Origin of the sequence: Bacillus sp. JUb11 (assembly GCF_024807925.1) — a bacterium.
Taxonomy (GTDB): Bacteria; Bacillota; Bacilli; order Bacillales; family Bacillaceae; genus Bacillus; species Bacillus altitudinis.
On the sequence record NZ_JANUEZ010000010.1, the window covers coordinates 19,456 to 44,888 of the forward strand.

General features: G+C 40.2%; 27 protein-coding genes and 3 riboswitches. Of the genes, 19 read left to right on the top strand and 8 right to left on the bottom strand.

Annotated features, from left to right (window positions below):
• The first annotated feature begins 182 nt into the window (after window positions 1-182).
• The 4 genes from M2369_RS16885 (at window position 183) to M2369_RS16900 (ending at window position 4,031) form a co-directional block, all read left to right on the top strand.
• On the top strand, window positions 183-797 hold the full coding sequence (locus M2369_RS16885) for a DedA family protein (protein ID WP_039169164.1): 615 nt from the start codon (window positions 183-185) through the stop codon (window positions 795-797).
• A 78-nt stretch (window positions 798-875) separates the two neighbouring features.
• Window positions 876-1,046: riboswitch (yybP-ykoY riboswitch) on the top strand.
• A 32-nt stretch (window positions 1,047-1,078) separates the two neighbouring features.
• Window positions 1,079-1,870: a TerC family protein gene (locus tag M2369_RS16890; protein ID WP_039169162.1), complete on the top strand. Its 792-nt coding sequence runs from the start codon at window positions 1,079-1,081 to the stop codon at window positions 1,868-1,870.
• A 215-nt stretch (window positions 1,871-2,085) separates the two neighbouring features.
• The gene (sigI, locus tag M2369_RS16895) at window positions 2,086-2,841 is read left to right on the top strand and encodes an RNA polymerase sigma factor SigI (protein WP_008346139.1); all 756 of its coding nucleotides are present in this window, start codon (window positions 2,086-2,088) and stop codon (window positions 2,839-2,841) included.
• Window positions 2,838-4,031, top strand: coding sequence for an anti-sigma factor domain-containing protein (locus M2369_RS16900; protein ID WP_041507399.1), 1,194 nt, complete (start codon window positions 2,838-2,840; stop codon window positions 4,029-4,031). Before sigI ends, M2369_RS16900 begins: the two co-directional genes overlap by 4 nt.
• A gap of 39 nt (window positions 4,032-4,070) precedes the next feature.
• Here M2369_RS16900 and M2369_RS16905 read toward each other — a convergent pair whose 3' ends face one another.
• Window positions 4,071-4,265 carry an alpha/beta-type small acid-soluble spore protein gene (locus M2369_RS16905; protein ID WP_008346135.1) on the bottom strand — a complete coding sequence of 65 codons (195 nt, stop codon included), beginning with the start codon at window positions 4,263-4,265 and terminating at the stop codon, window positions 4,071-4,073.
• A gap of 124 nt (window positions 4,266-4,389) precedes the next feature.
• The gene (locus M2369_RS16910; protein ID WP_024719639.1) at window positions 4,390-5,106 is read right to left on the bottom strand and encodes a DUF1836 domain-containing protein; all 717 of its coding nucleotides are present in this window, start codon (window positions 5,104-5,106) and stop codon (window positions 4,390-4,392) included.
• Between the two features lie 280 nt (window positions 5,107-5,386).
• On the opposite strand from M2369_RS16910, the gene htpX reads away from it, so the two are divergent.
• The 5 genes from htpX to M2369_RS16935 all read left to right on the top strand — a co-directional run bounded on the left by htpX (window position 5,387) and on the right by M2369_RS16935 (window position 8,943).
• A complete protein-coding gene (htpX, locus tag M2369_RS16915) occupies window positions 5,387-6,286 on the top strand; it encodes a protease HtpX (protein WP_008346130.1) in 900 nt (299 codons plus the stop codon).
• Between the two features lie 143 nt (window positions 6,287-6,429).
• Complete coding sequence (locus M2369_RS16920; protein WP_007498761.1) at window positions 6,430-7,776, top strand: TrkH family potassium uptake protein; 1,347 nt, start codon at window positions 6,430-6,432, stop codon at window positions 7,774-7,776.
• 300 nt (window positions 7,777-8,076) lie between these two features.
• Window positions 8,077-8,604 (top strand): DUF421 domain-containing protein, encoded by a 528-nt coding sequence (locus M2369_RS16925; protein ID WP_008346127.1) that lies wholly within the window; start codon window positions 8,077-8,079, stop codon window positions 8,602-8,604.
• Window positions 8,601-8,765 carry a hypothetical protein gene (locus M2369_RS16930; protein ID WP_008346124.1) on the top strand — a complete coding sequence of 55 codons (165 nt, stop codon included), beginning with the start codon at window positions 8,601-8,603 and terminating at the stop codon, window positions 8,763-8,765. The genes M2369_RS16925 and M2369_RS16930 overlap by 4 nt, the downstream gene beginning before the upstream one ends.
• Complete coding sequence (locus tag M2369_RS16935; protein ID WP_039169158.1) at window positions 8,758-8,943, top strand: hypothetical protein; 186 nt, start codon at window positions 8,758-8,760, stop codon at window positions 8,941-8,943. Before M2369_RS16930 ends, M2369_RS16935 begins: the two co-directional genes overlap by 8 nt.
• Before the next feature lie 29 nt (window positions 8,944-8,972).
• Here M2369_RS16935 and M2369_RS16940 read toward each other — a convergent pair whose 3' ends face one another.
• Entirely contained in the window at window positions 8,973-9,992 is a 1,020-nt protein-coding gene (locus tag M2369_RS16940; protein ID WP_259255137.1) for an acyltransferase family protein, read from the bottom strand.
• Window positions 9,993-10,284: 292 nt separating this feature from the next.
• On the opposite strand from M2369_RS16940, the gene M2369_RS16945 reads away from it, so the two are divergent.
• The 3 genes from M2369_RS16945 (at window position 10,285) to M2369_RS16955 (ending at window position 13,197) form a co-directional block, all read left to right on the top strand.
• Window positions 10,285-12,480: a PAS domain-containing sensor histidine kinase gene (locus M2369_RS16945; protein WP_024719640.1), complete on the top strand. Its 2,196-nt coding sequence runs from the start codon at window positions 10,285-10,287 to the stop codon at window positions 12,478-12,480.
• Window position 12,481: 1 nt separating this feature from the next.
• Window positions 12,482-12,973, top strand: coding sequence for a methylated-DNA--[protein]-cysteine S-methyltransferase (locus tag M2369_RS16950; protein ID WP_058337424.1), 492 nt, complete (start codon window positions 12,482-12,484; stop codon window positions 12,971-12,973).
• Window positions 12,974-13,062: 89 nt separating this feature from the next.
• Window positions 13,063-13,197, top strand: coding sequence for a hypothetical protein (locus M2369_RS16955; protein ID WP_017359454.1), 135 nt, complete (start codon window positions 13,063-13,065; stop codon window positions 13,195-13,197).
• 24 nt (window positions 13,198-13,221) lie between these two features.
• Here M2369_RS16955 and mtnA read toward each other — a convergent pair whose 3' ends face one another.
• Window positions 13,222-14,283 (bottom strand): S-methyl-5-thioribose-1-phosphate isomerase, encoded by a 1,062-nt coding sequence (gene mtnA / locus M2369_RS16960; protein ID WP_017367119.1) that lies wholly within the window; start codon window positions 14,281-14,283, stop codon window positions 13,222-13,224.
• A 6-nt stretch (window positions 14,284-14,289) separates the two neighbouring features.
• Window positions 14,290-15,483 carry an S-methyl-5-thioribose kinase gene (gene mtnK, locus M2369_RS16965; protein WP_259255140.1) on the bottom strand — a complete coding sequence of 398 codons (1,194 nt, stop codon included), beginning with the start codon at window positions 15,481-15,483 and terminating at the stop codon, window positions 14,290-14,292.
• A gap of 80 nt (window positions 15,484-15,563) precedes the next feature.
• A riboswitch (SAM riboswitch) is annotated at window positions 15,564-15,721 on the bottom strand.
• A gap of 164 nt (window positions 15,722-15,885) precedes the next feature.
• Between mtnK and M2369_RS16970 the strand changes: the two genes are divergently transcribed.
• From M2369_RS16970 to M2369_RS16995, 6 genes are all read left to right on the top strand, one after another.
• Entirely contained in the window at window positions 15,886-17,076 is a 1,191-nt protein-coding gene (locus M2369_RS16970) for a pyridoxal phosphate-dependent aminotransferase (protein WP_138278451.1), read from the top strand.
• Between the two features lie 44 nt (window positions 17,077-17,120).
• Window positions 17,121-17,222, top strand: a riboswitch (SAM riboswitch).
• A 99-nt stretch (window positions 17,223-17,321) separates the two neighbouring features.
• A complete protein-coding gene (gene mtnW / locus M2369_RS16975; RefSeq protein ID WP_259255141.1) occupies window positions 17,322-18,539 on the top strand; it encodes a 2,3-diketo-5-methylthiopentyl-1-phosphate enolase in 1,218 nt (405 codons plus the stop codon).
• A complete protein-coding gene (locus M2369_RS16980; RefSeq protein WP_041507394.1) occupies window positions 18,540-19,235 on the top strand; it encodes a 2-hydroxy-3-keto-5-methylthiopentenyl-1-phosphate phosphatase in 696 nt (231 codons plus the stop codon).
• Window positions 19,199-19,831: a methylthioribulose 1-phosphate dehydratase gene (locus M2369_RS16985; protein ID WP_017367124.1), complete on the top strand. Its 633-nt coding sequence runs from the start codon at window positions 19,199-19,201 to the stop codon at window positions 19,829-19,831. The genes M2369_RS16980 and M2369_RS16985 overlap by 37 nt, the downstream gene beginning before the upstream one ends.
• Before the next feature lie 16 nt (window positions 19,832-19,847).
• Window positions 19,848-20,378, top strand: coding sequence for a 1,2-dihydroxy-3-keto-5-methylthiopentene dioxygenase (locus M2369_RS16990; protein WP_024719646.1), 531 nt, complete (start codon window positions 19,848-19,850; stop codon window positions 20,376-20,378).
• A gap of 301 nt (window positions 20,379-20,679) precedes the next feature.
• Window positions 20,680-20,922 carry an aspartyl-phosphate phosphatase Spo0E family protein gene (locus tag M2369_RS16995; protein ID WP_008346101.1) on the top strand — a complete coding sequence of 81 codons (243 nt, stop codon included), beginning with the start codon at window positions 20,680-20,682 and terminating at the stop codon, window positions 20,920-20,922.
• Window positions 20,923-20,973: 51 nt separating this feature from the next.
• Here M2369_RS16995 and M2369_RS17000 read toward each other — a convergent pair whose 3' ends face one another.
• On the bottom strand, window positions 20,974-22,473 hold the full coding sequence (locus tag M2369_RS17000; protein ID WP_007498739.1) for a sporulation kinase KinD: 1,500 nt from the start codon (window positions 22,471-22,473) through the stop codon (window positions 20,974-20,976).
• Between the two features lie 204 nt (window positions 22,474-22,677).
• On the opposite strand from M2369_RS17000, the gene mhqR reads away from it, so the two are divergent.
• Window positions 22,678-23,133: a MarR family transcriptional regulator MhqR gene (gene mhqR, locus M2369_RS17005; protein ID WP_003211701.1), complete on the top strand. Its 456-nt coding sequence runs from the start codon at window positions 22,678-22,680 to the stop codon at window positions 23,131-23,133.
• A gap of 186 nt (window positions 23,134-23,319) precedes the next feature.
• Here the strand turns inward: mhqR and motB are convergent, their stop codons facing one another.
• A complete protein-coding gene (motB, locus tag M2369_RS17010; RefSeq protein ID WP_024719648.1) occupies window positions 23,320-24,087 on the bottom strand; it encodes a flagellar motor protein MotB in 768 nt (255 codons plus the stop codon).
• Entirely contained in the window at window positions 24,080-24,874 is a 795-nt protein-coding gene (gene motA / locus M2369_RS17015) for a flagellar motor stator protein MotA (RefSeq protein ID WP_008346088.1), read from the bottom strand. Before motA ends, motB begins: the two co-directional genes overlap by 8 nt.
• Between the last annotated feature and the right edge of the window lie 559 nt (window positions 24,875-25,433).

The following is a 25,433-nucleotide window of genomic DNA, read 5'->3' on the forward strand; positions in this document are numbered from 1 at the left end:
TTCACTTTTCCTTTACTTAAAAAGGGCATTCAGCATTTTTTTTGAACATTTTTTATAGTAAAATCAAATTTAATGTAAAAAAACGAAGAAAAGTGAATCGTTTTTGGTGTTTTATTCGTTTAATAGGTGGCACGGTACGATTTGCAAGCATAGCCTGTCAAACTGATTATGTGTGAAAGGGATTGATAAACATCGAAGATTTTATTATTTCATTAGCTGATGCCTTTAAGAATTTGTCGTACTTCGGCATCTTTCTTGCATTATGCATTGAATTTGTTCCTGCTGAAGTGGTGTTGCCTCTTGCAGGTTACTGGGTTTCAAAAGGGGACATGGCCTTCATCGGTGTTGTGGCTGCCGGTTCTATTGGCGGTGTGGCAGGCCCCTTGACCTTGTACTGGTTAGGGCGTTATGGAGGGAGACCCTTTTTAAATAAATATGGGAAGTATTTCTTTGTTAAACCTGAGTCACTTGATAAGTCGGATGCCTTTTTTGAAAAGCATGGCGGATTTGTTGCGTTTAGCGGCCGGTTTATTCCAGGGGTCAGAACCCTTATTTCCATTCCGTGCGGGATTGCGAAGATGAATGTGTGGGTTTTTTGTCTGTATACGTTTTTGGCGATTACGCCGATTACATTTGTGTACGTGTATTTAGGATTTGTCCTTGGAGAGAACTGGCAAGAGGTTGGAACCATTTTAGAACCATATGTATTGCCGATTGGAATTGGTGTGCTCTTGTTGTTTGTTGTCTACGTGTGGCTCAAACGAAGAAAAAGAAAAACAGAAACACCAACGGCTTAATCAGTGGGTGAAGATGAAGAGTCACCTGTTGACAATCCGGGGTCTGTTGATTATGATATAAGTAATCTAAATATTCTTAATCCCACCAAAGGGGAGTAGCGTCCGGTTATCACCGGAAACAAAGTCGTCATTACATGGAATCTCATTCCATCGGCTTTGTTGGCATGATTTACATATCACATGTCTAGCAAGACCTTTGCCATTACAGGCAAAGGTCTTTTTTGCATTCATAAGCCTTTGTCTGTTGTGGGACAATAGATAAAAAATAAGGAGGAATGATGATGGATGCAGCAATTATTTTAGAGTACGGGTGGGTTCTTCTCGTATTGATTGGATTGGAAGGCATTTTAGCAGCTGATAATGCGCTGGTTATGGCTGTGATGGTCAAACACCTTCCTGAAAAACAAAGAAAAAAGGCATTGTTTTACGGACTTGCGGGAGCATTTGTCATGCGATTTGGCTCTCTTTTTCTTATTTCGTTTTTAGTAGATGTGTGGCAAGTTCAAGCCATTGGCGCAATTTATCTTCTTTATATTTCAATTCACCATATTTTAAAATCGCACGTATTTAAGAAAAAGGAAGCAGACACAAACATGAAACAAAGCGGCTTTTGGGCAACCGTCGTGAAAGTTGAGCTTGCTGACATTGCATTTGCAGTAGATTCTATTTTAGCAGCCGTTGCATTAGCTGTGACTCTGCCAGCAACAAACCTTCCACAAATTGGTGGACTTGATGGCGGTCAATTTATTGTCATTCTATTAGGCGGTATCATTGGTCTAGTGATCATGAGGTTTGCGGCGACTGTATTTGTGAAACTGCTTAAAACGAGACCAAGCCTAGAAACAGCAGCATTTGTCATTGTCGGATGGGTTGGTGTGAAGTTGACGCTCTATACACTTTCTCATCCAGCCATTGGGATCGTGTCCTCTCATTTCATTCATTCAACATTATGGAAAATCATTTTCTGGACGGTCCTTCTCGCGATTGCAGCATTTGGTTGGTTTTTATCAAGTCCATCAAGAAAAGGCGGCCAGCAAAACGAGGAAAAACAAGAGATTCGGCTGGAAGAGTAGGTTTTTTGAAAGAAATATCATTTCATTTTCATAACACGTATATTACAAAAAAGGGGGGGATACCCCCTTATTTCTTTGCTTTTAAACGAAACGTTGTAAAGTAGATAAAGAAATACATGTCACAATTGAGTAACAGGAAATGAATTCCTCATTTCTTCCTTTGCGCTTCCCTCATAAATTAGCTATCATAAATGAGTAATATAGGGAGAACTGAGGTGAAACCATTGCTTAGCCTTTTGTTTAAAAAGGGAAAGAAAAAGCAAACATTAGAGCAGTCGGCAATCAACATCCAACAGGGTGATACCGAGCTGCAAAATGCATTAATAGAGCAATACAAACCATTTGTCGCTAAGACGGTTTCATCCGTTTGTAAACGATATATAGATGAAAAAGATGATGAATTTAGCGTGGGCTTAATTGCCTTTAATGAAGCGATAGAAAAATACTCTGCCGAAAAAGGCAACTCACTCCTTGCATTTGCGGAGTTAATTATTAAAAGAAAAGTAATCGACTATATTCGAAAAGAAGCAAGAAACGCGCCAACGGTTCAAATGGACCTTCAAGAAAGTGAGAATGGCGAATACTCACAAAGCATGATTGAAGCAGAGCTTTCTGCAAATGAATATAGGCGTTTAATTGAACAAGAACATAGAAGAGAAGAGATTGAACATTTTAAAGAACGATTGAAAGTATATGGTCTTACGTTTCAAGAGCTGCTTGAGCATTCACCAAAGCATGCGGATGCGAGACAAAATGCCATTAAAGTGGCCCATACACTCGTTAAGCACGATGAACTGAGAACCATTTTATTTCAGAAAAAACAATTGCCAGTCAAACAGCTGGAAAAGCTAGTGGAAGTCAGCCGCAAAACGATTGAGAGAAATAGAAAATATATTATTGCGATGGCGATCATTATGACAGGTGATTATGTGTATTTGAAAGATTACCTTAAAGGGGTGCTTAATTCATGAGAAGAGGCATTATAGTAGAGAAAAACAAAAAATATGTCACACTGCTGACCCCTGATGGACAATTTCTGCGGACAAAGTATGAACAGCAAGACTATGAAATCGGTCAAGAAGTGACGTTTCCGAATGAATCACGTCTCGAAAGAAAAAGAGCCGGTTTTTTTGACCTGCTTCGTTTACGTCCGTTAAATGCAGGAATTCTATCAATTGCAGCAATTATTGTCGTGATTTTCACTATGATGCCATCTTTCTCAAGTCAAAAAGCATATGCATATATGACGATTGACATTAACCCAAGCTTTGAGCTGAAACTCGATCACAACTATCAAGTGATCGGTGTCACTCCGCTGAATAAAGATGCGAAGCAAGTACTGGCCAGTATGAAAGATTTAGAAAAAAACGACATGACCAAAGTCGTGCAGGAAATCATCGATGATTGTGATAAAAAAGGATACGTGAACCACTCTAAAAACATTTATATTTCAACTGTTTATGAAAACAAGCAGGATCATACATACAAAACAAACGTAAAAAGTAAAATCAGCACCATCTCGGGGGAATATCAAAAGCGCAATTATAAGCTGGAAACTGTGGAAGGTGACCTGGAAACAAGAGAAAAGGCACAAAAAGCAGGCATTTCAACAGGAACTTATATTAGAAATCAAGAAATGCAAGACAACGAACAAGAGGACGTTAAAAAAGATGATGAAGATCCAGCAGATGACGAGGCTGTCAAAGAAGAAGAGCCGAAAAATGCTGATGAAGATCAAAAAGACGAAGACAAAAAAGAAGACATAAAGACAGACGGTAGCGATGAGATGCAGCCGGATAAAGAAGCTCCTGAAGGCGAAGACAAAGAGCAGAAGGAAGTTGAGAGGGAAGAGCAAGGAGCTGTTCAAAAGCCTCACCAAACAAGCCCTAATCTTGACAACAAAGAGAAAAAGGGAAAAGAAGAAAAGGATCGCTCTTTTGAAAAAGACAAAGAGCAAAAAAAAAATCACTCAACTGATCCAGATGAAAAAAAACATCCAAACGGCACATCACGTGGTGATGCTGAAAAGCATGTAAAAAAAAACGACAGTGGTCAGAATCGTCCGTACGGCGAACGTAACAGAGATGGCGTCAAACAAAAAGGAAAAAACACATCGCCCTCATACCGTGAAAACCGGGATGAGCCTACATATGAACAGTAAAAAAACGCCAGAATTGATCCGGCGTATTTCACCATGTCTTTATTTAGTTGAATGGCCCATTTGAGATTGCGCCTGCTGTACGAGTCTTTTTGTCATCTCGCCGCCAACAGAACCGTTTGAACGTGCGACTGTATCTGAACCGAGATTCACGCCAAATTCTTGAGCGATCTCGTATTTAAATTGATCTAAAGCTTGTTCTACTCCAGGAACAAGAAGTTGATTTCGATTTGCCATCACATATTCCTCCTTTCACCTCATGTTTGTTGCGCCTTCTTATTTTGAAAAAAACAGCCTGCAATTATGCTGGCAATTGCTGCACAAAAAAGCCGAGGTGATGAAAGTCACCTCGGGCTCAGTTTTAAGCCTTTTTCAGCTGAAGCGTATTAAACATCATTTCTTGCGCTGTGCTTTGCAAGTGAGAAGTGAAAACGGAGAAAACGGTAGAACTGATAATGCCTTTAATCAAATGCCATTGCGGCTTCGTCAATTCTGTAAACTCTTCGTGTAGCTTGTCCGTCTGCTCTTCTGTCATTTCTCGTAAATTCGTTTCCTTTAATGGAAAATGTGTATGGTGATAAATAAAATCAAGGACGTGCGCATATGCTTCATAAAAACGGATGGGGCTGATAATATCATCCGTTCGATCTGTGATCGTATTAAATAAGGCAGATAAAATCGTACGAATAGCATCAAAATCAAATACTGATTTTAAATCCCGGACAATTAATAAAATAACGACTTGATCAATGGAGTACTTCTTGCCAAGCTCTGGATGGCCGATCATATCTTTAATATCGCGCTTGATCCAGTTTTGAATGGCTGTTGATTTAAGTGAAGTCAGCTCACACAAGTTGCCAAGCTCAACGATTTCGTTCGTTGAAAGCCCGTGCTCTGATTTTTGCTTCCGCCGTTCGAGTTTTTCAAAAAAAGAAGGGATTTTTAATTCATCATATTCATGTTCCTTATCGCTTTTTACAGATAAATTCAAAAGCTGAAGCGGAGTCAGATCTCCCTCGCCTTTTAGAGAATACAGAAGTCTCGTCATGTCAATTCTCGTTAATTTAAAAGTCACCATGTTCCACCTCATTTTGTACGTCAAAAACGTGATTATTGATCTAATTCAACATCATAATCTCTTTTTAATGAAAATGCAAAATAAACTAAAATAGGACCGCTGCGTCACAATTTGTTCACTTGTTTGCGGATGCAAGTAGCGTAATCATTGAAATGACGAGGTTTTAGCCAGTATGATAAACATAGTAAAACGATTCCTTTTTCCTTGCAATTTGAGACGTTTATTTTTATAATTTTATTAATAAGTTCAAATGAACTTAATATGACAGCGGAGGTTATGTATGGGTAAAAGAATATTTCTGTTTATATTAACGAACATTCTTGTTATCACTACGATTGGTATTGTCCTATCGGTTATTAGTGCAGCAACTGGTGTTGGTTCTTATATAGGAGCAGACGGAAGACTTAATATCCTTTATCTTCTTGTATTCAGTGCAGTTGTTGGTTTTGTAGGCTCGTTTATGTCACTAGCGATGTCTCGCTGGATGGCAAAAATGATGATGGGTGTGCGTGTGTTAAATCCAGAAAAGGATTCTTTAACATATGATGAGCAGCAGCTTGTTGACCGCGTTCACAGACTATCAAGAGCAGCAGGCCTTTCTAAAATGCCTGAGGTCGGTATTTACCAATCATCTGAAGTAAATGCATTTGCGACAGGTCCTTCTAAAAGAAGATCGCTTGTTGCCGTATCAACTGGATTGCTTCATGAAATGGATGATGCAGCAGTTGAAGGGGTTATCGCTCACGAAGTCGCTCACGTAGCGAACGGTGACATGGTTACAATGACGTTACTCCAAGGGATCGTCAACACGTTTGTTGTCTTCCTTTCAAGAATTGCGGCATGGATCGCAAGCCGTTTCGTTCCACGTGAAGAGCTTGTGCCGATTGTTCACTTTATCGCTGTGATCGTCTTCCAAATTATTTTCTCTATCTTAGGAAGCCTTGTCGTATTTGCTTACTCTAGACATCGCGAATTCCATGCAGACCGCGGCGGTGCGGACCTTGCAGGAAAAGATAAAATGATTCATGCGCTTCGTTCACTAGAGGCGTATACATCAAGAATTAAAGATGATGATCAAGCAGCTGTTGCTACACTGAAAATCAGTGGTAAAAGAAAAGCTTCTCTTTTCTCAACACACCCTGATTTAAACGAAAGAATTAGAAGACTAGAAGCAAAATAAGAAAGATCAAAAGACATTCTGCGTAAGGATGTCTTTTTCTTTTTGATGAAAAAGTAAATAAAGCACAAAATACCTTTAAAATCTTCTTTCTTTTCATTAAAATGATATAGTATTCGAAAAGAAAGATAAAAGAAGGAATAACCATGAATCCAATGAAAAAACTAATCGACCGGCTGTCGGCTTTTCAGTTGATTGCCCTTTATTATTTTCTTGCTGTGACCGTGTCGTTCATACTACTCAGTCTACCAGTGGCTCACCAAGAAGGAGTCAAATGGACATTTATTGATGCGCTGTTTACAGCTGTGAGTGCTGTCAGTGTCACGGGTCTGACTGTTGTCGATACGTCACAAACATTTAGTGTGACCGGGATGTGGATCCTTGCATTTGTTTTGCAAATCGGGGGTATCGGCATTATGACCCTTGGTACATTCGTCTGGCTGGTTATGCGAAAAAGGATCGGCATTAAAGAAAGAAAATTAATTATGGCAGACCAAAACCAGAGCAACTTATCAGGTATTGTAAAACTCATGAAGCAGGTCTTATATTTAATCTTGCTGATTGAGTTTGTAGGTGGTCTGATTTTAAGTATGTATTTTCTAAAGTATTACGATGTGCAAGGCGCTTTTTTACACGGATTTTTCTCTAGTATCAGTGCCACAACCAATGGAGGCTTTGATATTACTGGGAATTCGTTAATTCCTTATAAAGATGACTATTTCGTCCAATTTATCACGATGCTGCTCATCATTTTTGGCGCTATTGGCTTTCCGGTACTTGTCGAAGTAAAGGATTATTTATTCAATCAAGACCGAAAACATGCATCGTTTTCATTGTTTACGAAAATTACAACGATCACGTTTGGCCTCCTTGTTGTCGTTGGGGCAATTGGGATTTATGCACTTGAAGCCCGGTTCACTTTTCTAGGGAAGAGCTGGCATGAAATCTTGTTTTATTCTTTGTTTCAATCAACAGCTACCAGAAGTGGCGGGCTTTCGACATTAGATATTACGCAATTGACAGAGCCGACACTCTTATTTTTATGTTTGCTGATGTTTATCGGGGCATCTCCAAGCTCGGTAGGGGGCGGAATTCGGACAACCACGTTTGCCCTTAATTTACTTGCTTTGTTTCATTTTGCGAGAGGAAATAAGTCCATTAAAATCTTTAAAAGAGAGCTTCATCAAGCGGATATTAATAAATCCCTCATGGTGACGATGATGGCCTTTATTTTAGTGTTTGGTGCTACGTTTCTGTTAACTTTATCAGACCATCATACACTTCTTGAAACTTTATTTGAAGTTTGTTCTGCCTTCGGAACAACAGGACTGTCGCTCGGAATTACGTCTGACTTGTCCGTATTTGGTAAGTGTATTATTATGGTCGTCATGTTTATAGGACGGATTGGAATTCCAAGCTTCTTGTATTTAATTGGCCGCCGGGAAAGTGAAGCGAATTATCATTATCCGAAAGAGCGTGTGATCATCGGCTAACCAGCATTCCTGCTGAATGCTGGTTTCAGCGTGTAGACAAACCCTCGCATTCTTTGTCAGTCCTGCGTGCTGGTGCTCACGAATGTGACATTCTCTCCGCGCCAGTACTCGTCCTTCCTAGGGCTGCAAAGGTTTTCTATCACGCTGAAAAGAAGACAAAGAGTTAAAATAACGATCATTTTAACTCTTTGTCGACAATCAGACCAGCATTCCTACTGAATGCTGGTTTTTTATTTCCATTATATAACTGGCTAAATCACAAAGGATGTTCGCAATCTATAGGTAAGAGGTGAAAGAGACGTGCTGGATGTGTTATGGAAAGCAATTGTAATGCTGCTCGTTGGTACTTTGCTGCTGAGAATAGCAGGGCCTAAATCCATTAGTCAATTAACGGTTCAACAGACAGTCATCATGATTTCGATTGGATCGATTATTATCCAACCCTTTATTGAGCATAATTTACTTGAAACCATTTATGCGGCCGCCATTTTTATTGTGGCGCTTGTGATTATGGAAAAGCTGTCGATCCAATTTGATTTTTTTGAAAAATTGGTTTCAGGGAAGTCTGTGGTGATTTTAGAGGATGGAGAAATGCTTGAACACAAGCTGAAAAAAACGCGGCTGACAAGGGATCAATTCAAAATGCGCTTAAAGCAGCAGGGCATCACAGACATTTGCAGTCTCAAAAAAGCAACACTAGAAGCGAATGGGCAAATTGGATATGAGTTAAAGCCTGAGGAAAAACCAGTGACTGTCAAACAAATGAAAGAGCTGTTTGATCAATTGAGCGAAGAACTAAACATGTTAAAAAGGAATGATGACAAATGAAAAGAAAAACAGCAAAAAATGAAGCACTCACGAATAATATGACGCCTACAGAAAGCATGGCACACGATCAAGGACAAACACAATTTGACGAGCAATCAGAAGACCGCCAAGCGAACCGAAATTCTCATCAAGGTAAACAGGGGGGAGCATCTCGTGACTAAAAAACATGTGAAAAGTAAAGATATGAAAGACCATAAAAAACCGATGAACCCCGATATCTTGGAAGAGGAATTTGGCAGCGAGCTGGGAGATATAAACAGCAGTAAATGGATTGATACCTTAATGAAGCCTAAAAAAAACGATGAATGTCACACTGAACAGAAAAACAAAAATAAATAGAAAAAAACGATCCTGAGAGATCGTTTTTTCTATTTAATATAACTGTTTTGTCTGCCAGTAATGGTTCGCATCAGACTGGTCATTTTGAGCTCGATGACTGGTTGTGCAACAGTTTTAACAAATGTGCTTGATAGGGTAAAGGTTAAGAGGACCGTAAGTAGCAATAGAATCAATACACTTGCCGTATTTAGAGCCCAATCATCAAACCAAGTCGTTCTTAAAAGCTTAATCACAAAGCCATGAAGTAAATAAACATATAACGTTCTTGTGCCCCATTTGGTAAAGAAGAACCGGCGTGTAGGGACTAATGCAAAGAAACTAAAGGTAGCAGCAAATGCAAGTAAATACCATGCCATTCGTTTCATCGCTGCAATGAGTCCTTCATCTCCAAGAGAAGCGTACGATTGTGACCCAAATAAAAAGGAATAATCGAATTCATAAAAATAGCAAAACATGAACACGGCCATCAGTACAAGAAGTGCAGTCAGTTTGCCATTGCTTGTTCGGATAAATTCAAAGTGCTGCTTTTTTAAATAAAAGCCAGCTAAAAACATCGGCAAAAAGACAAACGTACGAGATAGGCTGAGCGTATCGCTAATGCTGTCCACGTAACCGACAAGTAACGCCATCGATAAACTAATAATCATTGCCCAGTGGAATGGCAGTTTTGAAAAAGGAATGAGTAGTAAGTTCCAAAAGAATAAACTGATTAAAAACCATAAAGACCATTGCGGATCAATCGGATTTAAGTTAGAGATGCTTTGATCCTGTAAGAAATAATAATACACAGAATAGATGACCTGAAAAATCAAATATGGGATGATCAGCTTAACTGCGACTTTTTTCATAAAACCTGGTTTTCTAAAACCTTTGGCAAAGAAGCCAGACACCAATATAAAAGCGGGCATATGGAATGTATAAATAAATTTATATAAGTAGAGTATCCAGTCATTATCATGTATGAATGACCGTAACAAATGACCAAAAACAACTAGAAAAATCAGAAGAAATTTTGCATTATCAAAATAACTGTCTCTCGTTGACGTCATAACATCACCTTTCCTGCTTCTTTTCGAACATAAACGTTCTAAGTGCACTGTTCCCTCATTTGCCCCATTTTAAAATACAAATTGGCTCATTTCGCTATTTGATGTGAAATTGTAGAACGGTTGTAAAAGAAGCGTAAGAAAAGAGAATCGTTATACAATCGTGTCATCCAAATGAAACAAATGAGCAAGCCTCGTGTAAAAAGTTCTCTTTTTTTATGAGTCGAATGAAGGAACAATGAAAATCTTGTAGAAATATTGTAGAGGAATGAGGCTGGAAAAGGAGTGTAAGAGAATGACTGAAACGCTCGATGGTGCGAAAAATATCAGAAAATTAGAAAAAGAGAACGAATATTTGCGAAATGAATTGATACAGCACAAAATGCTGTTAAATAAGACGTTAGATGCGATTTTTATATTTGATCAGCACCTCAACATTATCCAAGCCAATGAAGCGACATGCAGGCTTGTGCAAACACCGAAAGAAGACCTCCTCAATAAATCCGTTCTAGATTTCCTATACGGCATCCCGAAAAACAAAATTGACTGCTCGCTTGAGATTTTTTTTCGAAAAGGAACGTTAAAAAGAGAGATCTCCATTCAACTTGAAAATGGAGAGACAAAATATATTGAATTTGTAGCAGAGCACGACGTGGTGAATCAACAATATATTGTCGTCATGCGTGATATTTCTTCAAAGAAAATATTAGAGCGAGAACGTTCGATGAATGAGCAGCTGTTTAAAGATTTATTTGATCGAGCGATTGACGGTATGGTCATTTTTGATCAGGATGGTTGTATGATTGACGCCAATCACTCTTTTTGCCAGAGCTTTGAACTTCAAAAAACAGATTTAACAGACCGCTACTTAAATGAATTTGTTGAAGAAGAAAACCTTCCAGCGCTCCAGCAGCTCTTAACTTCATTGAAAGAAACAGGGAAAGCAAAGGGAGAACTTCCTGTTACCCTTCAATCTGGGCAGCACAAATTATTCGAACTGACCATCACATCCAATGTGATGAGTGGTTTTTACATGTCCATCATGCGTGATATTACAGAAAAAAGATTAATGGAAGAAAAGCTGCTAAAAAGTGAAGAACGTTTTAGAGAAATATTCGAAAATGCGATGGATGCCATCATCATTTGGGCGGATGATGGAGAAATTGTCAGGGCAAATGAATCAGCCTGCCGAATTTTTGAATTACCGATGCATCAGCTGATTGGCAAGAAACTTATGGATTTTCTAGTCAAATCTGATCGCAGATACCGGCCGACAAGAAGACGGTATATAAGGAATCTTGAAATCAGAGAAGAACTCCTCTTTAGAATGGCGAATGGCCAATTCAAAGAGCTTGAGTTCACCTCTAAGCATGCGGTATTAGAAGGGCAGCACTTAACCATTCTACGGAATGTCAGTGACAGAAAGCGAATGGAAGAGGAGCTGCGAGAAAGTGAGCTCAAATTCCGTAAAGTATTTAATGGCTCTATGGATGGCATTGTTCTTTTCGATAATCAATACCGGATTATTGATGTGAATCCATCCGCAAGTGAACTGCTTGGCCTCAAAGATGATCACTTAACGGAAATGAACCTTTTTCATATCCTTGCGCCATATCAAATTGAAAATTTGGCACAGCCAGCTCAGGCGATGTCATTAGACGAGATGGACAATGAAGTTCCATTTGTGCTGAACCATCCAGATCAACGTATTTTGGAGTTTTCTTTTAAACGAAATATTATTCATAACATGAATTTGGCCATCTTTAGAGATGTGACTGAGCGCAAGGAATTAGAGGAGCGGGTAAGAAAATCGGATACGCTTCATGTTGTCGGAGAGCTTGCCGCTGGAATTGCCCATGAAATTAGAAATCCAATGACGGCTTTAAAAGGCTTCATTCAGCTGCTCAAAGGAAACATTGAAGGGGAGTATTCGCTCTATTTTAATGTCATCACATCGGAGCTAAAAAGAATCGAATCCATCATTACAGAATTTTTGATTTTAGCGAAACCGCAGGCCATCATCTATGAAGAAAAAAATGTCGTGCAAATTGTCAAAGACACGATGGACCTTCTTCACGCACAGGCCAATCTTGGCAATGTACAAATGCATTTAGATGTGCTCGATGATATTCCGCTCATCTACTGTGAACAAAATCAATTGAAGCAAGTCTTTATTAACATTTTAAAAAATGCGATTGAAGTAATGCCTCAGAAAGGAAATGTATACGTGAGCATTCAAAGGAAGGGGGAGGAGCACATTGTGATTTCTCTTCGTGATGAAGGCTGCGGCATGACAGAGGATAAACTAAAGCGTCTCGGAGAACCATTTTATACAACAAAAGAAAGAGGCACTGGACTTGGGTTAATGGTTAGTTATAAAATTATTGAAGAGCATCAAGGAACCATTGAAGTAGAGAGTGAAGAAGGGGTCGGAACAGTGTTCCATCTCACGCTTCCACTCCGGCAGCAGAAACAAGAAGGGGAGCTTTAATGTGTATTATACAGTCTATACCGCACCAATCGGGGCATTATACATACTAGAGAAAGATGGCGCCATCATTGAAGTGAAGTTTGATGATGAATCGTTTTTGGTCAAAGAGCAGAGAGACCGTTTTAAACAAGAAGACACGCCTGTATTAAAAGAAGCGAAAAAACAGCTGGATGAATATTTTAAGGGCGATCGGAAAGTGTTCGATCTCCCGCTCAAGCAAGCAGGCTCTCCGTTTCAAGAGCAAGTGTGGGAGGCACTTTCTACTATTCCGTATGGTGAATCAAAAAGCTATGCTGATATTGCAGAAGCGATCGGCAATCCAAAGGCTGTCAGAGCCATTGGACAAGCTAATAGACGCAATGCATTGCCTATTTTTATCCCGTGTCACCGGGTCATTGGAAAAGACAGGACTCTGACTGGTTATGCAGGGACGAAGACAGGGATGAAAGCGATCCTGTTAGAATTAGAAGGCATCCCATTTGTTCAAAAATAAATGAATTGACCTGTTCCAAATGTTTAGTGAGCGACATATCCTTTTATTAAGCTAAAAAAGTTGGTCTAGGGAAAAAGGAGGCTGCTAACATGTTATGGGGCAAAAAAGATAAAATGTATGCCGTCACATCACTATGCGTCAAAATGAACGTGTTGACAGAAGAACAGAAAAAAGAAATATTAGCAAAAACGAACGAAACAAAAAAGCGCGGTGCTCTTAAATGATAAGAACCCCGCGCTTTTGTTTGATTAAAGTGACACGCTTTCGGTGAATAGTGCATCAATCTCTTCTGTATAGTTGGAAGTGATAATGCCTTTTTCTGTAATGATCCCGGAAATGAGATGATGAGGAGTGACATCAAAGGCAGGGTTAAATACCTGCACGTCAGGAGGCGCAATTTGGATGCCGTTTAATTCCTTTACTTCCTGTGGGTCGCGTTCTTCAATCGGAATATCTGACCCATCCTGAGTTGACACATCAAAGGTCGAAAGAGGCGCAGCCACAAAAAATGGAATTTGAAAGTGTTTAGCTAAAATAGCCAGACTTAACGTTCCAATTTTATTTGCTGTATCACCGTTTCTAGCGATTCGATCTGCACCAACAATAACGGCAGAAATTTGTTTTTCTTTCATCGTATGGGCTGCCATATTATCCGTGATAAGCGTCACATCTACGCCACCCTGCATCAATTCCCATGTCGTCAGACGAGCGCCTTGAAGGACAGGACGTGTTTCACATGCGTAAATGTGAAGATCGAGGTTTTTCTTTTTCGCTAAATAAAAGGGTGCAAGCGCTGTTCCGTACCGGCTTGTGGCAATGGAGCCTGCGTTGCAAATGGTCATAATTCGATCACCAGATTTAAAGAGCTGAAGAGCATTTTGACCGATTTGCCGGCATGTTTCTTCATCTTCGATTTGAATTTGAATGGCTTCATGGACAAGATCAGTTTTGGCTGCATTCACCGAAGCAGCACGCTCAATGCGCTGATAAAGCCGGTCTAATGCCCAGGCAAGATTCACAGCGGTTGGACGAGCACTGTTTAAATATTCTTTCAGGCGAGCGACTTCTCGCTTAAAGAGATCAATGTCTTCTGTATCAATCTCTTGTGCACTGAGTGCGAGCCCAAAAGCCGCTGTAATGCCAATAGCAGGTGCTCCGCGTACTTTTAGTGTCACAATGGCATCATACACATCTTCTTTTGTATATAAATGCTCAAACACGGTTTCAGCGGGTAATTTTTGCTGATTCAAAATGTTGATACGGTTTTCTTCCCATTCGACGGAACGGGGAACTTCAAATTCTTTAGACAAAACTCGTCACTCCTTTACAGTTTGCTGGAATAATGCGACGAGGTCAGACGCTGTTTCCACTGCTTGATATTGTTTGATGAATGTTTTTCCTAGTGTAAGTGCTGCTTTTTTCTGCTGAAGCCTTCTAGAATGTGATGGAATCGCATCGAGATCAGCCGCATGCGCAAGACCGATGGTTCGGCGAACAAGCTCACAGCCAGCAAAGCCGGTGGCTTCTTTTAAAATACGGTCAAACGTTGTTTCTAAAAAGCTGTCCGATACACTAAACGCTTCAATACTGTCTTCTTTCCATGCTTTTGTGAACACTTCTTTGAATGTTGTCCACACATTGACGACATGATCAAAAAGGTGCTGCTGATCCTGTTCATTCTCATGAGATAAAGCATTTATGAACAGATTGGCAATAAAGTGACCGATATCGAATCCGAAAGGACCGTAAAAAGCGAACTCTGGATCAATGATTTTCGTTTCCGTTTCGTTTGCAAAAATACTGCCTGTATGAAGATCTCCATGTACCAGTGTTTCAGCAGAGGTTAAGAAGATCCGTTTCAATTCGGCTGCTTTTGCTTGCAGTTCAAGATCAGCCCATAGTGCTTGTGCCTCTTCTCTTAATTCCTCTTCGAAGTCATTCGTTTCGCTGTCAAAGAAAGGATCTGTGAAGACGAGTTTTTCTGTAATGTCACAAAGATCAGGGTTCGTAAACTGTTTCACGAATTGTTTTTTGATTTTAGGATTTGTGGCAAAGTCAGACGTGTAAAATAGTGTTTTGCCTAAAAATTCTCCGACATGATCTGATAAATACGGATAATGTTTTCCGGCAATTAGCCCTTTTCTGACGATTTCAAGGTGTGATAGATCCTCCATTGCCGTCACTGCAAGAGCTGTATCCGAATAATAGACGGCTGGTACAAGATGAGGTGCATACTCTGACTGCTTGATGAGTGCTGCACTTTCAATTCTTGCACGATCTAATGTCAGCGGCCAGCTTTCTCCAACGACTTTTGCGTAAGGAAGGGCCTGTTTGATAATCAGTCCTTTTGCTTGTTTGTGATCATAAATATGAAAGACGTAATTTAAATTTCCGTCACCGATTTCAGTGCATGTTAAATGACTGCTCTCCTGAATCAATCCAAGTCTAATGGCAAGTGCAACTGCCGAACTTTCTGTTAATTCTTCATATGATGCCGTAAGTGTAACCAATTGCTTCCCCTCCAAATCATATAAAAAAGCCTCTTTCTCCTGAGAGAAAGAGGCTTGATGGCGTGTATGCTCGAAGCCTCTCTTATCTCTCAGCACATACGTCTGATGGAATTAGCACCGTGCCCTATAAGACAATTGTCTTGGCGCTGTACTTGCTGCGCCCCACTTCACAGTGGTATTAACGGTCGGTTGCTGTTGGGGTCAAAAGGCCAAATCCCTCGCCCAACTCTCGATAAGAGAAATCAATATGTAATTGTTTCATGTCTGCTTGCATTTCTTAATTCTAGATATTATCAGAGCTGCAGTTCACATGTCAATCTTTTTTCAAAATTGCTTTACAATTCATAAAACAATCCATTACAGTGATTGTATTGTCACGTAACTTGAATAGAAGGTGAAAAAATGGAATTCCAGCAATCGGATGTATTGAAACATTTACCGAAACAATTTTTTGCGTCGCTTGTACAAAAAGTACAGAAAAAAGTGCAGGAAGGGGCAGATGTGATTAATTTAGGTCAAGGAAATCCTGATCAGCCCACTCCTCCACATATTGTGAAAGCGATGCAGGAAGCGGTAGCAAAACCTGAAAATCATCAATACTCCTCATTCCGCGGGACAGCGAAACTAAAAAAAGCTGCAGCTGCTTTTTATGAAAGAGAATATGGCGTCACGCTTGACCCAAAGACAGAGATTGCCATCTTATTTGGAGGGAAAGCGGGACTAGTCGAATTGCCGCAATGTTTACTGAATCCAGGTGATACGCTGCTTGTTCCAGATCCGGGCTATCCTGATTACTGGTCAGGCGCTGTGCTTGCCGGAGCTCGCATGGTCACAATGCCTCTTCTTGAACAAAATGATTTTTTACCTGACTACCACCAATTGTCAGAGCAGGATAAGAATCAAGCAAAATTGATGTACTTAAATTACCCAAATAATCCGACTGGTGCGACTGCAACCCGGACATTTTTTGAAGATACTGTTGCGTTTGCGAGTGAAAATAAGATGTGTGTTGTCCATGATTTTGCATATGGCGGCATAGGATTTGACGGCGAAAAGCCCCTTAGTTTCCTGCAAATAGACGGAGCAAAAGAGACAGGTATTGAAATCTATACATTGTCCAAAACGTATAATATGGCTGGTTGGAGAGTCGGTTTTGCAGTAGGGAATGCCTCTGTTATCGAAGCCATTGAGCTTTATCAGGATCACCTGTTTGTGTCACTGTTTAAAGCAACTCAAGATGCAGCAGCAGAAGCACTTTTAAGCGATCAAACGTGCGTACAAGTACAAAATGATCGGTACGAAAAAAGACGAAACACTTGGATTGCTGCATGCAAAGAGATTGGCTGGGACGTCAGTGCGCCAAAGGGCTCGTTTTTTGCTTGGTTAAAGGTGCCTGAAGGGTATACATCTGAAACTTTTTCTGATGTATTATTAGAAAAAGCACATGTTGTTGTTGCACCCGGGAATGGCTTTGGTGCTCACGGTGAAGGCTACGTCAGAGTCGGACTTTTAACAAGTGAGGAGCGGCTAAAGGAAGCCGCTGATCGTATCGCTGCCTTGCAGTTATTTGAAAAAAAGCCATTGACAACGTAAAAAAATGGTGCGATAATTCAGGCAATATTTAAGAAAATTGAATATTCTTATCAAGAGTAGGCAGAGGGACTAGCCCAATGAAGCCCGGCAACCGACTTCCATGAAGCACGGTGCTAATTCTTGCAGCAAGCGCTGAGAGATAAGATTCGGATGAATGAGACGAAACCTCTTTAACGCGCTGATCAAGCACTTAAAGAGGTTTTTTTATTGACCATATACAGGACGCAATCGAAAGGGGATTCCTAGTGAGTGAACTACTGGCAACATACGTACTAACACATCGAGAGGATGAACAAATAGACCGAAAAGCAGAGCAGATCGCACTTGGGTTAACGGTCGGGTCATGGACGGACTTGCCGCAGCTCAAAAAGGAGCAGCTGAAAAAACATAAAGGCCGTGTGGTGAGCGTAAAAGAACAGTCTCCCGCAAATGGTGGTCTGTATCAATCAGAGGTGACCATTGCTTATCCTGAGGCTAACTTTTCAGCTGATATACCAGCGGTGTTGACGACGATTTTTGGAAAGCTTTCACTGGATGGGAAAGTAAAGCTCGTCGATATTGAATTTTTGGAAAGGTTTAAAAGCTGTCTGCCAGGACCGGTATTTGGCATTGAGGGGATACGAAAGAAAGTAGGCGTGTTTGATCGGCCACTATTGATGAGTATATTTAAAGGCGTGATCGGCCGTGATATGGAGGATTTAAAAGAACAGCTCCGCTTACAGGCTTTAGGTGGAGTAGACTTCATCAAAGATGATGAGATTTTATTTGAAAGCCCATTAGCCCCTTTTGAAGATCGAATCAAGGAAGGAAAAAAGATATTAAAAGAAACATATGAAGAGACAGGACATCGCACGCTTTATGCTGTTAATTTAACTGGTAGAACTTTTGATTTGAAAGATCGAGCAAGAAAGGCAGCCGAACTCGGGGCTGATGCGCTTTTATTCAACGTTTTTGCCTATGGACTTGATGTCATGCAAAGCTTGGCTGAAGATCCAGAGATCCCATTGCCGATCATGGCACATCCGGCAGTGAGCGGTGCAATGACATCATCTCCAGACTATGGGTTCTCGCATTCTCTTCTTTTAGGCAAATTAAATCGATATGCTGGCGCTGATTTAAGTCTTTTTCCCTCTCCATATGGATCAGTCGCCCTTCCGAAAAAAGATGCCATTGGCATTTTCGAAGCATGTGTGAAAGAGGATACAGTTCAACAAACATTTCCTGTCCCTTCAGCAGGCATTCACCCGGGAATGGTGCCGATCTTAATCAAAGATTTTGGACTTGATCATGTCATTAATGCAGGCGGGGGAATTCACGGACATCCGCGGGGAGCAATTGGAGGAGGGAAAGCCTTTCGTTCGATCATTGATGCGGTGGTCAAAAAAGAGTCTATCGAAGAAAAAGCATCAACTTGTCAAGACTTACAAGCAGCACTTGATCTTTGGGGAAGGGTAGCAGAATAAATGAAAAAACCAATTGTATGTTGTGATTTTGATGGTACGATTACGAAAAATGATAATATCATTCGCATCATGAAACAGTTTGCTCCGAAAGAATGGACGAAATGGAAGGATGGTGTTCTAGCAAAAGAGATCACGATCCAAGAAGGCGTCGGGCAGATGTTTCAGTTACTGACGAGTGATCAGAAAGAAGCCATTCGGTCATTTATTTTAGAGGATACAGAGATTCGTGAAGGATTTGAACAGTTTGTCGATGATGTCAAAAAAGCAGACATTCCTTTCTATGTACTCAGCGGCGGTATGGACTTTTTTGTCTATCCTATCCTTGAAGGGATTGTCGAACAAGAGAATATTTATTGTAACCATGTATCATTTAAAGAAGACCATATTCAAATTGAATGGCCGCATGCCTGTGATTCAGAATGCCAAAATGGCTGTGGCTGCTGCAAGCCTTCCATTATTCGAGAACTGACGCAGGAAGATGATTTTATTATCATGATAGGTGATTCAGTGACTGATATTGAGGCAGCGAAACATGCGGATCTCACGTTTGCGCGTGATTATTTACTGAACGAATGTAAAGAGCTAGGGCTCGTACATAAAGAGTATGAAACATTTGTTGATCTAAAAGCGCAATTTGATCAAATAAAGGAAGTGAAGGAATGGCAGACGAGAAGAGTAAACGCTGGAAGGAACTAGCAGACGTCAAACGTGAATTGGCACAAAGAGACTGGTTTTACGGAACGAGCGGCAATTTATCGATAAAAGTGTCGGATGATCCCATCACGTTTTTGGTGACGGCAAGCGGCAAAGATAAAAGAAAAGAAACCGATGAAGATTTTGTTCTTGTTGATGCAGCAGGTCAGCCGGTTCATCCGAATCAGCCGCTCAGGCCATCAGCTGAAACACTGCTTCACACATACGTTTATGAGCGGACGAAAGCAGGATGTTGTCTTCACGTCCACACGATCGATAACAATGTCATTTCTGAGCTGTATGGTGATAAAGGAGAAGTTCGTTTTAAAGGCAACGAAATCATTAAAGCGCTTGGTTATTGGGAAGAGGATGCAGAAGTTGCTGTTCCTATTATTGAAAACCCAGCTCATATTCCGCACCTTGCAGAGCAATTTGCAGTGCACCTGACGGACGATGCTGGTGCTGTACTCATTCGTAATCATGGCATCACCGTTTGGGGGAAAACCGCATTTGAAGCCAAACGAGTCTTAGAGGCTTATGAATTTTTATTTACCTATCATTTGAAAGTAGCGCTTTATCAAAAGCAGCTTGTTAAATAAAAAGGAGGAAAAACACATGGCGACCATTTACATTCATAATGAAGAAAACACGTTACTTGAGAACGAACAAGAGGTCCAGGCGTATTTAGAACAGCAAGGGGTCATTTATGAACATTGGGATATTGAAAAACTACCAAAACAGTTATCAGAAAAGTACGATTTAACAGATGATGAAAAGGAAGAAATTTTAACTGTGTTTCAAGAGGAAATAAAGAGTATCTCTGAGCGAAGAGGATACAAAGCGCAGGATGTGATTTCATTATCAGATGCGACCCCTAACCTGGATGAACTGCTTCAAAACTTTAAACGTGAGCATCATCATACGGATGATGAAGTCAGATTTATCGTGAGCGGTCATGGAATCTTTGCCATTCAAGGCAAAGACGGCGTCTTTTTTGATGTGAGACTGAATCCAGGTGATTTAATTTCTGTGCCCCCGAATATTCGTCACTACTTTACACTTCAAGAAGATCGTCAAGTCGTCGCAGTTCGCATATTTGTCACAACTGAGGGCTGGGTGCCAATTTACGAAGAAGAAACGGTTTAATAGTGGGAGCTGATCATTTCGCATGAGGCGGAAGATCAGCTTTTTTTTAGGAAAATAGACATAAAATGAGAGAGAAAATAGTTGATTTTGGTCTTCTGCATAGGATAAAATTCTGTTTAATCAATGTGTCAGTCCTGTCCAATTTTGAAGTTTACCCCCAGAATTCATTGGGTAAAAGGTCTTTAGGCTGTAAAAAATTAAATAAAATAAGCATATTTAATTTAATTTACAAATAAAGTATAATTTTGGTGTCGGATCATTTAGAGCGTAGACAGACGAATTCATAGCGGGAGCTGAGATCATGAATATTTATGTACGGAAAGAACAGCTATTAATGTCAATTGATGAAAAGAGAAGACAAATGGTAGAAGCTGCTCAAGTAGAAGGCTATACAGGTGAGACGACAATTAAATATAGCCAAGAACTGGACAACCTGATGAATGAATATCAGTATCTTCTTTTTCATGAACAACAATCTGTTGCTTCCTTTCATGATCTTGTATCACAAATGAGTCTCCTTTCTGTCAATCGTCCTTCTTATTGACATCAAAAAACCGGTCTTGCCATTAGCAAAACCGGATGAATGCGTCAGCTATTAGTGTGCAGAAGGGAGCATGATGATCACGGTTGTTCCTTTATTCACTTCGCTCTCGATATCGATTGTCCCCCCATACATCGAAATGATTCGTTTACACACAACAAGCCCAAGACCTGTTCCTTTTTCCTTCGACGTAATAAAAGGGAGGAAGATATGTTTCAGCATCTCTTCTGGTATACCTTCACCTGTATCTTTCACTTTTATGATGACCTGTTCTTTTTCAGCCTCAATGACAATCTTCAAATGACCGCCATTTGGCATCGCTTCTAACGAGTTTTTCGCTACATTCAATACCACTTGTTTAATGTGATCCTTCGTGCAATACACGCCAACATCTTGAATGGTATTGATTTGCAAATCAACCTCGACATTATAAAGGTTCGCCTCAGAAAATACAATGGGCATGATCTCACTCACAATTTCTTTCACAGAATTATTTTGCCACTTTTCAGCCGTTGGTTTTCCTAGCACAAGAAACTCACTGACGATTTGGTTAATCCGTTTAATTTCTTCCTCGATGACAGAAAAATAAAGCTGATCCTCTTCTGAACGATACTTCTTTTGCAAAAGTTGAATAAACCCGCTAATGCCTGTTAATGGATTGCGAATTTCATGCGCTGTACTTGCCGCAAGTGTTCCAATGAGTTCAAGTTTTTGTGCTTCATTTTGGTGGCGTTCCTGCTGGGTTTGTCGTCTTAAAATGATATATTGGACGAGTGTGAATAAGATATTTAAGAGAATAAATGCACTGGATAAAGGAAACAGCATCACAGACAGTACTTCACTTGTTGTCGCACGCTGCGGAAAAACCTCCAGCTTCCAGCTGTTTTCATCTAAATATGTAGACACGGTGCTATCACTTTCAGATGCTGGCTGTGGACCACTTGTAAACACAACGTCTCCATTTTGATTCAGCATCTTAAAATGAAGCTCTGGGTTTAATACATTCATAATATTTCTTAAATAATCAATTTGAATCGCAGCGACTAGCACATCCGTGACTTCGTCGTTCTCATTCAAAACAGGGACACAAATGGAGAGAATCCGCTGCTTAGTAATGCGGCTTACATAGTTATCTGTAATGACGGTCTGTTTTGTGACTTGAATACGTTTAAAGTAATCTCTAAATGACAGGTTGATTTTTTCCTTTAATGGTGTGGTGCTGGCTGTGACATTTCCTTTTTGGTCTAGGAGATACAGGCCTGAAAAACGAGGTTCTTGTTTATAGATTTTCTCTAGGATGTTTTGTACTCTTTTCGCTTCAAGCGGCTGGTCAAATCCCATGGCAAGGGAAGTTAATCTTGCTTCTGTTTCACTGATTAAATAATTCATTTGGTTTTTGTGAATATTTAACATAAGTGTAGCGGTTTGTTTGTTTTTTACATCAATTTTCTCAGTTTCTTTTTCGTAGATAAAATAACTAATGATGAGGGTTGGAATCACGACCAAAATAAGGTAAAGCTTGATCTTCTTCCAAAACCCTTTCAGTATACTCATGATTCATCGCTCCAACGTATTACCTAATAGACTTATTATAGCATTGAACCTATCTTTATTACGATGACTTGTGAGATTTTTAAAAAATTAGGTGATTCGTTCTGGTCTCTTTTTCATGCAAAAAATGGATCAACATGTTGACATTTTACTTATTGTTTATTAATGTCACATTAGTGGGTTGCATTTCATAAAGGATGATAAAAAATGGAAAATCATAATGTTGAGAAATCTTTGAAATTATTTATTGTACTATCACGTGCCTATCGCTCCATTAATCACCACATGAACAAACATATTGTGAAGCACGGTCTGAATCCGACTGAATTTGCTGTATTAGAATTGCTGTATCATAAAGGTGATCAGCCGCTTCAGCAAATAGGTGATAAGATCTTACTCGCAAGCGGAAGCATCACGTATGTGGTTGATAAATTGGAGAAAAAAGAACTCCTTAGCCGGAAAGCTTGTGCAGAAGACCGCAGGGTGACATTTGCACATATTACGGAGCAGGGAAGAGCTTTACTTGATGACATCTTCCCAGATCATGCAAAAGAGATTCACGAGATGATCAGTGTGCTTAGTGAAGAGGAAAAGGATGCCTGCATCGATATGCTTAAACATGTAGGACTGCGTGCCAAGCATTTATATGATCATAAAGAATAAACACATAAAAAGGGAAGCCGTTGGCTTCCTTTTTAGTATGTAGACTAATCCTCGCATATGGTGTCAGTCCTGCGCACCGATAAACGACAAGCGCTTTCAATCGCGCTCATAAGAAAAACAAAGGACTAAAATAAACATCATTTTAGCCCTTTGTCATGATCTGAAAGGAAGCTAGTGGCTTCCTATTTATTTTGCTTTTTTCTCAATTGGCAAAATAAGAACTTCGACGCGTCTGTTTTTACTTCTGCCTTCTGCGGTATCGTTAGAGGCAATCGGTTTAAATTCACCGTAACCTTTTGTGCTAAAGTTCTCTTGGTCTAGGTTGCTGTTTTCAAGGAGAATATTTAAAAAGTTGACCGCACGAATGGCGCTTAAATACCAGTTGGATTCAAATTCAGAATTCCGAATCGGAACGTTATCTGTATGTCCGCTAATGACGATGTCACGAGCAGGGTTAATGACGAGCAACTTGGATATTTCTTTGGCTAACGGAACATCCTGCGAGCGGATCACCGCTCGCCCAGAATCAAAGAAGATGCTGTCTTCAATTGTAATAAGCAGACCTTCATCCGTCAGCTTTGTTTCAAGCTTCGAACCAAGTTTTTTATCCGCAATGAATGAATCTACTTGCTTTTTAACCTTTGTTAATACCGCTTGGTCACGAGCTTTCGCTTTTGCTTCTTCTTCTTCATCTTCTGCTGATTTTTTGGTTTGATTGCTGTTTTCTGTTTCTTCGGTGCTCTGCATGCTTGATTGGTCCATTACGCCAGTGCCGCCAGTAAAGACAACATTAAACGATTTAGCCATCTGTTCATATTTTGCCGCATCAATGGAGCTAGATGCAAACAGCACAATGAAGAGGGCGAGAAGAAGCGTAAGAAGATCGGCGTAAGGGATCAGCCAAGACTCATCTACATGGTCTTCATGATCATGTTTTTTACGTTTCCTAGCCATTCTGTTTTTCTCCTTCTTCAATGACAAGATTTGCACGTTCTTTTGCTGGTAAGTACATCAGAAGTTTTTGCTCAATGACCTTTGGAGACTGGCCTTCAAGGACAGAAAGAATCCCTTCAATCATAATGAGACGAAGCTTTACTTCTTCCTTTGATTTACGCTTCAGCTTGTTGGCAAATGGATGCCACAACACATACCCTGTAAAAATCCCAAGCAGTGTGGCGACGAAGGCAGCACTAATCGCATGTCCAAGTGCTTCAATGTCTCCCATGTTTGCAAGTGCGGCAATAAGTCCGACAACGGCACCAAGTACCCCTAGAGTCGGAGCGTATGTACCAGCTTGTGTAAAGATTAATGCGCCTGACTGATGTCTCTCCGACATGGCATCGACTTCTTCAGTTAAGACGTCGCGAATAAATTCAGCACTTTGACCGTCAACTGCCATGCTTAAGCCGTTCTTTAGAAAATCGTCATCGACTTCCTCAAGATTTGCCTCTAATGCCAAAAGACCTTCACGACGAGCAATTTGTGCCCAGTTTGAAAATAGAGGAATCATTTCTTGTATCGTTGGAAGCTTGCTATCTTTGAAAATTTTGCCGAATAATTTTGGTGTTTTCTTAATTTCACTAGATGGGAAGGCAATGACAACAGCTGAAATTGTCCCAACCACAATGATCAATATAGCCGCCGGGTTGATAAGAGCGGTTAGACTCACACCTTTCAAAACCATACCGACACTCAGTGCAATAAATGCTAAAATAATACCAATTAACGATGTTTTGTCCATTATCTCACCAAATCCTTTAACTATCTTTTTCTATAGTTAATATCGGTGTCTTCTAGAAGGGTTTTAGTCAGAATATAAAATTAAGACAGTTTATGTGAAGAAATTTTGACGAAAGCGCTTTCTGAAAGCCGTAAAAAAAGAAACTCCCTCATATAAAAGGGAGTTTTCAGCGTGTAGACAAACCCTCGCATTCTTTGTCAGTCCTGCGCTCTGGTGCTCACGAATGCCAAATTCGCTCCGCACAAGTAGCTGTCCTTCCTAGACTGCAAAGGTTTTCTATCACGCTGAAAAGAAGACAAAGGGCTAAAATCAAGTTCATTTTAGCCCTTTGTCAACAATCTGGAAACTTCATCTTTTTTGAGCTGTTTCATCTAAGAGCAATTCTTTTAATTTTTCTTCATGTATGATTTTGATCAAATCGTAGTTCCAATTGATCATGTGATCCATGTAATCCACCTCTTTTTCTTTTATCGTAAAGGAAAAGAGGCGGGGGAGCGTCGGCGCTCAGATGGAATTTAGACACTGCAACATGATGGAGCTGAAGATCCTCCTTAGGATG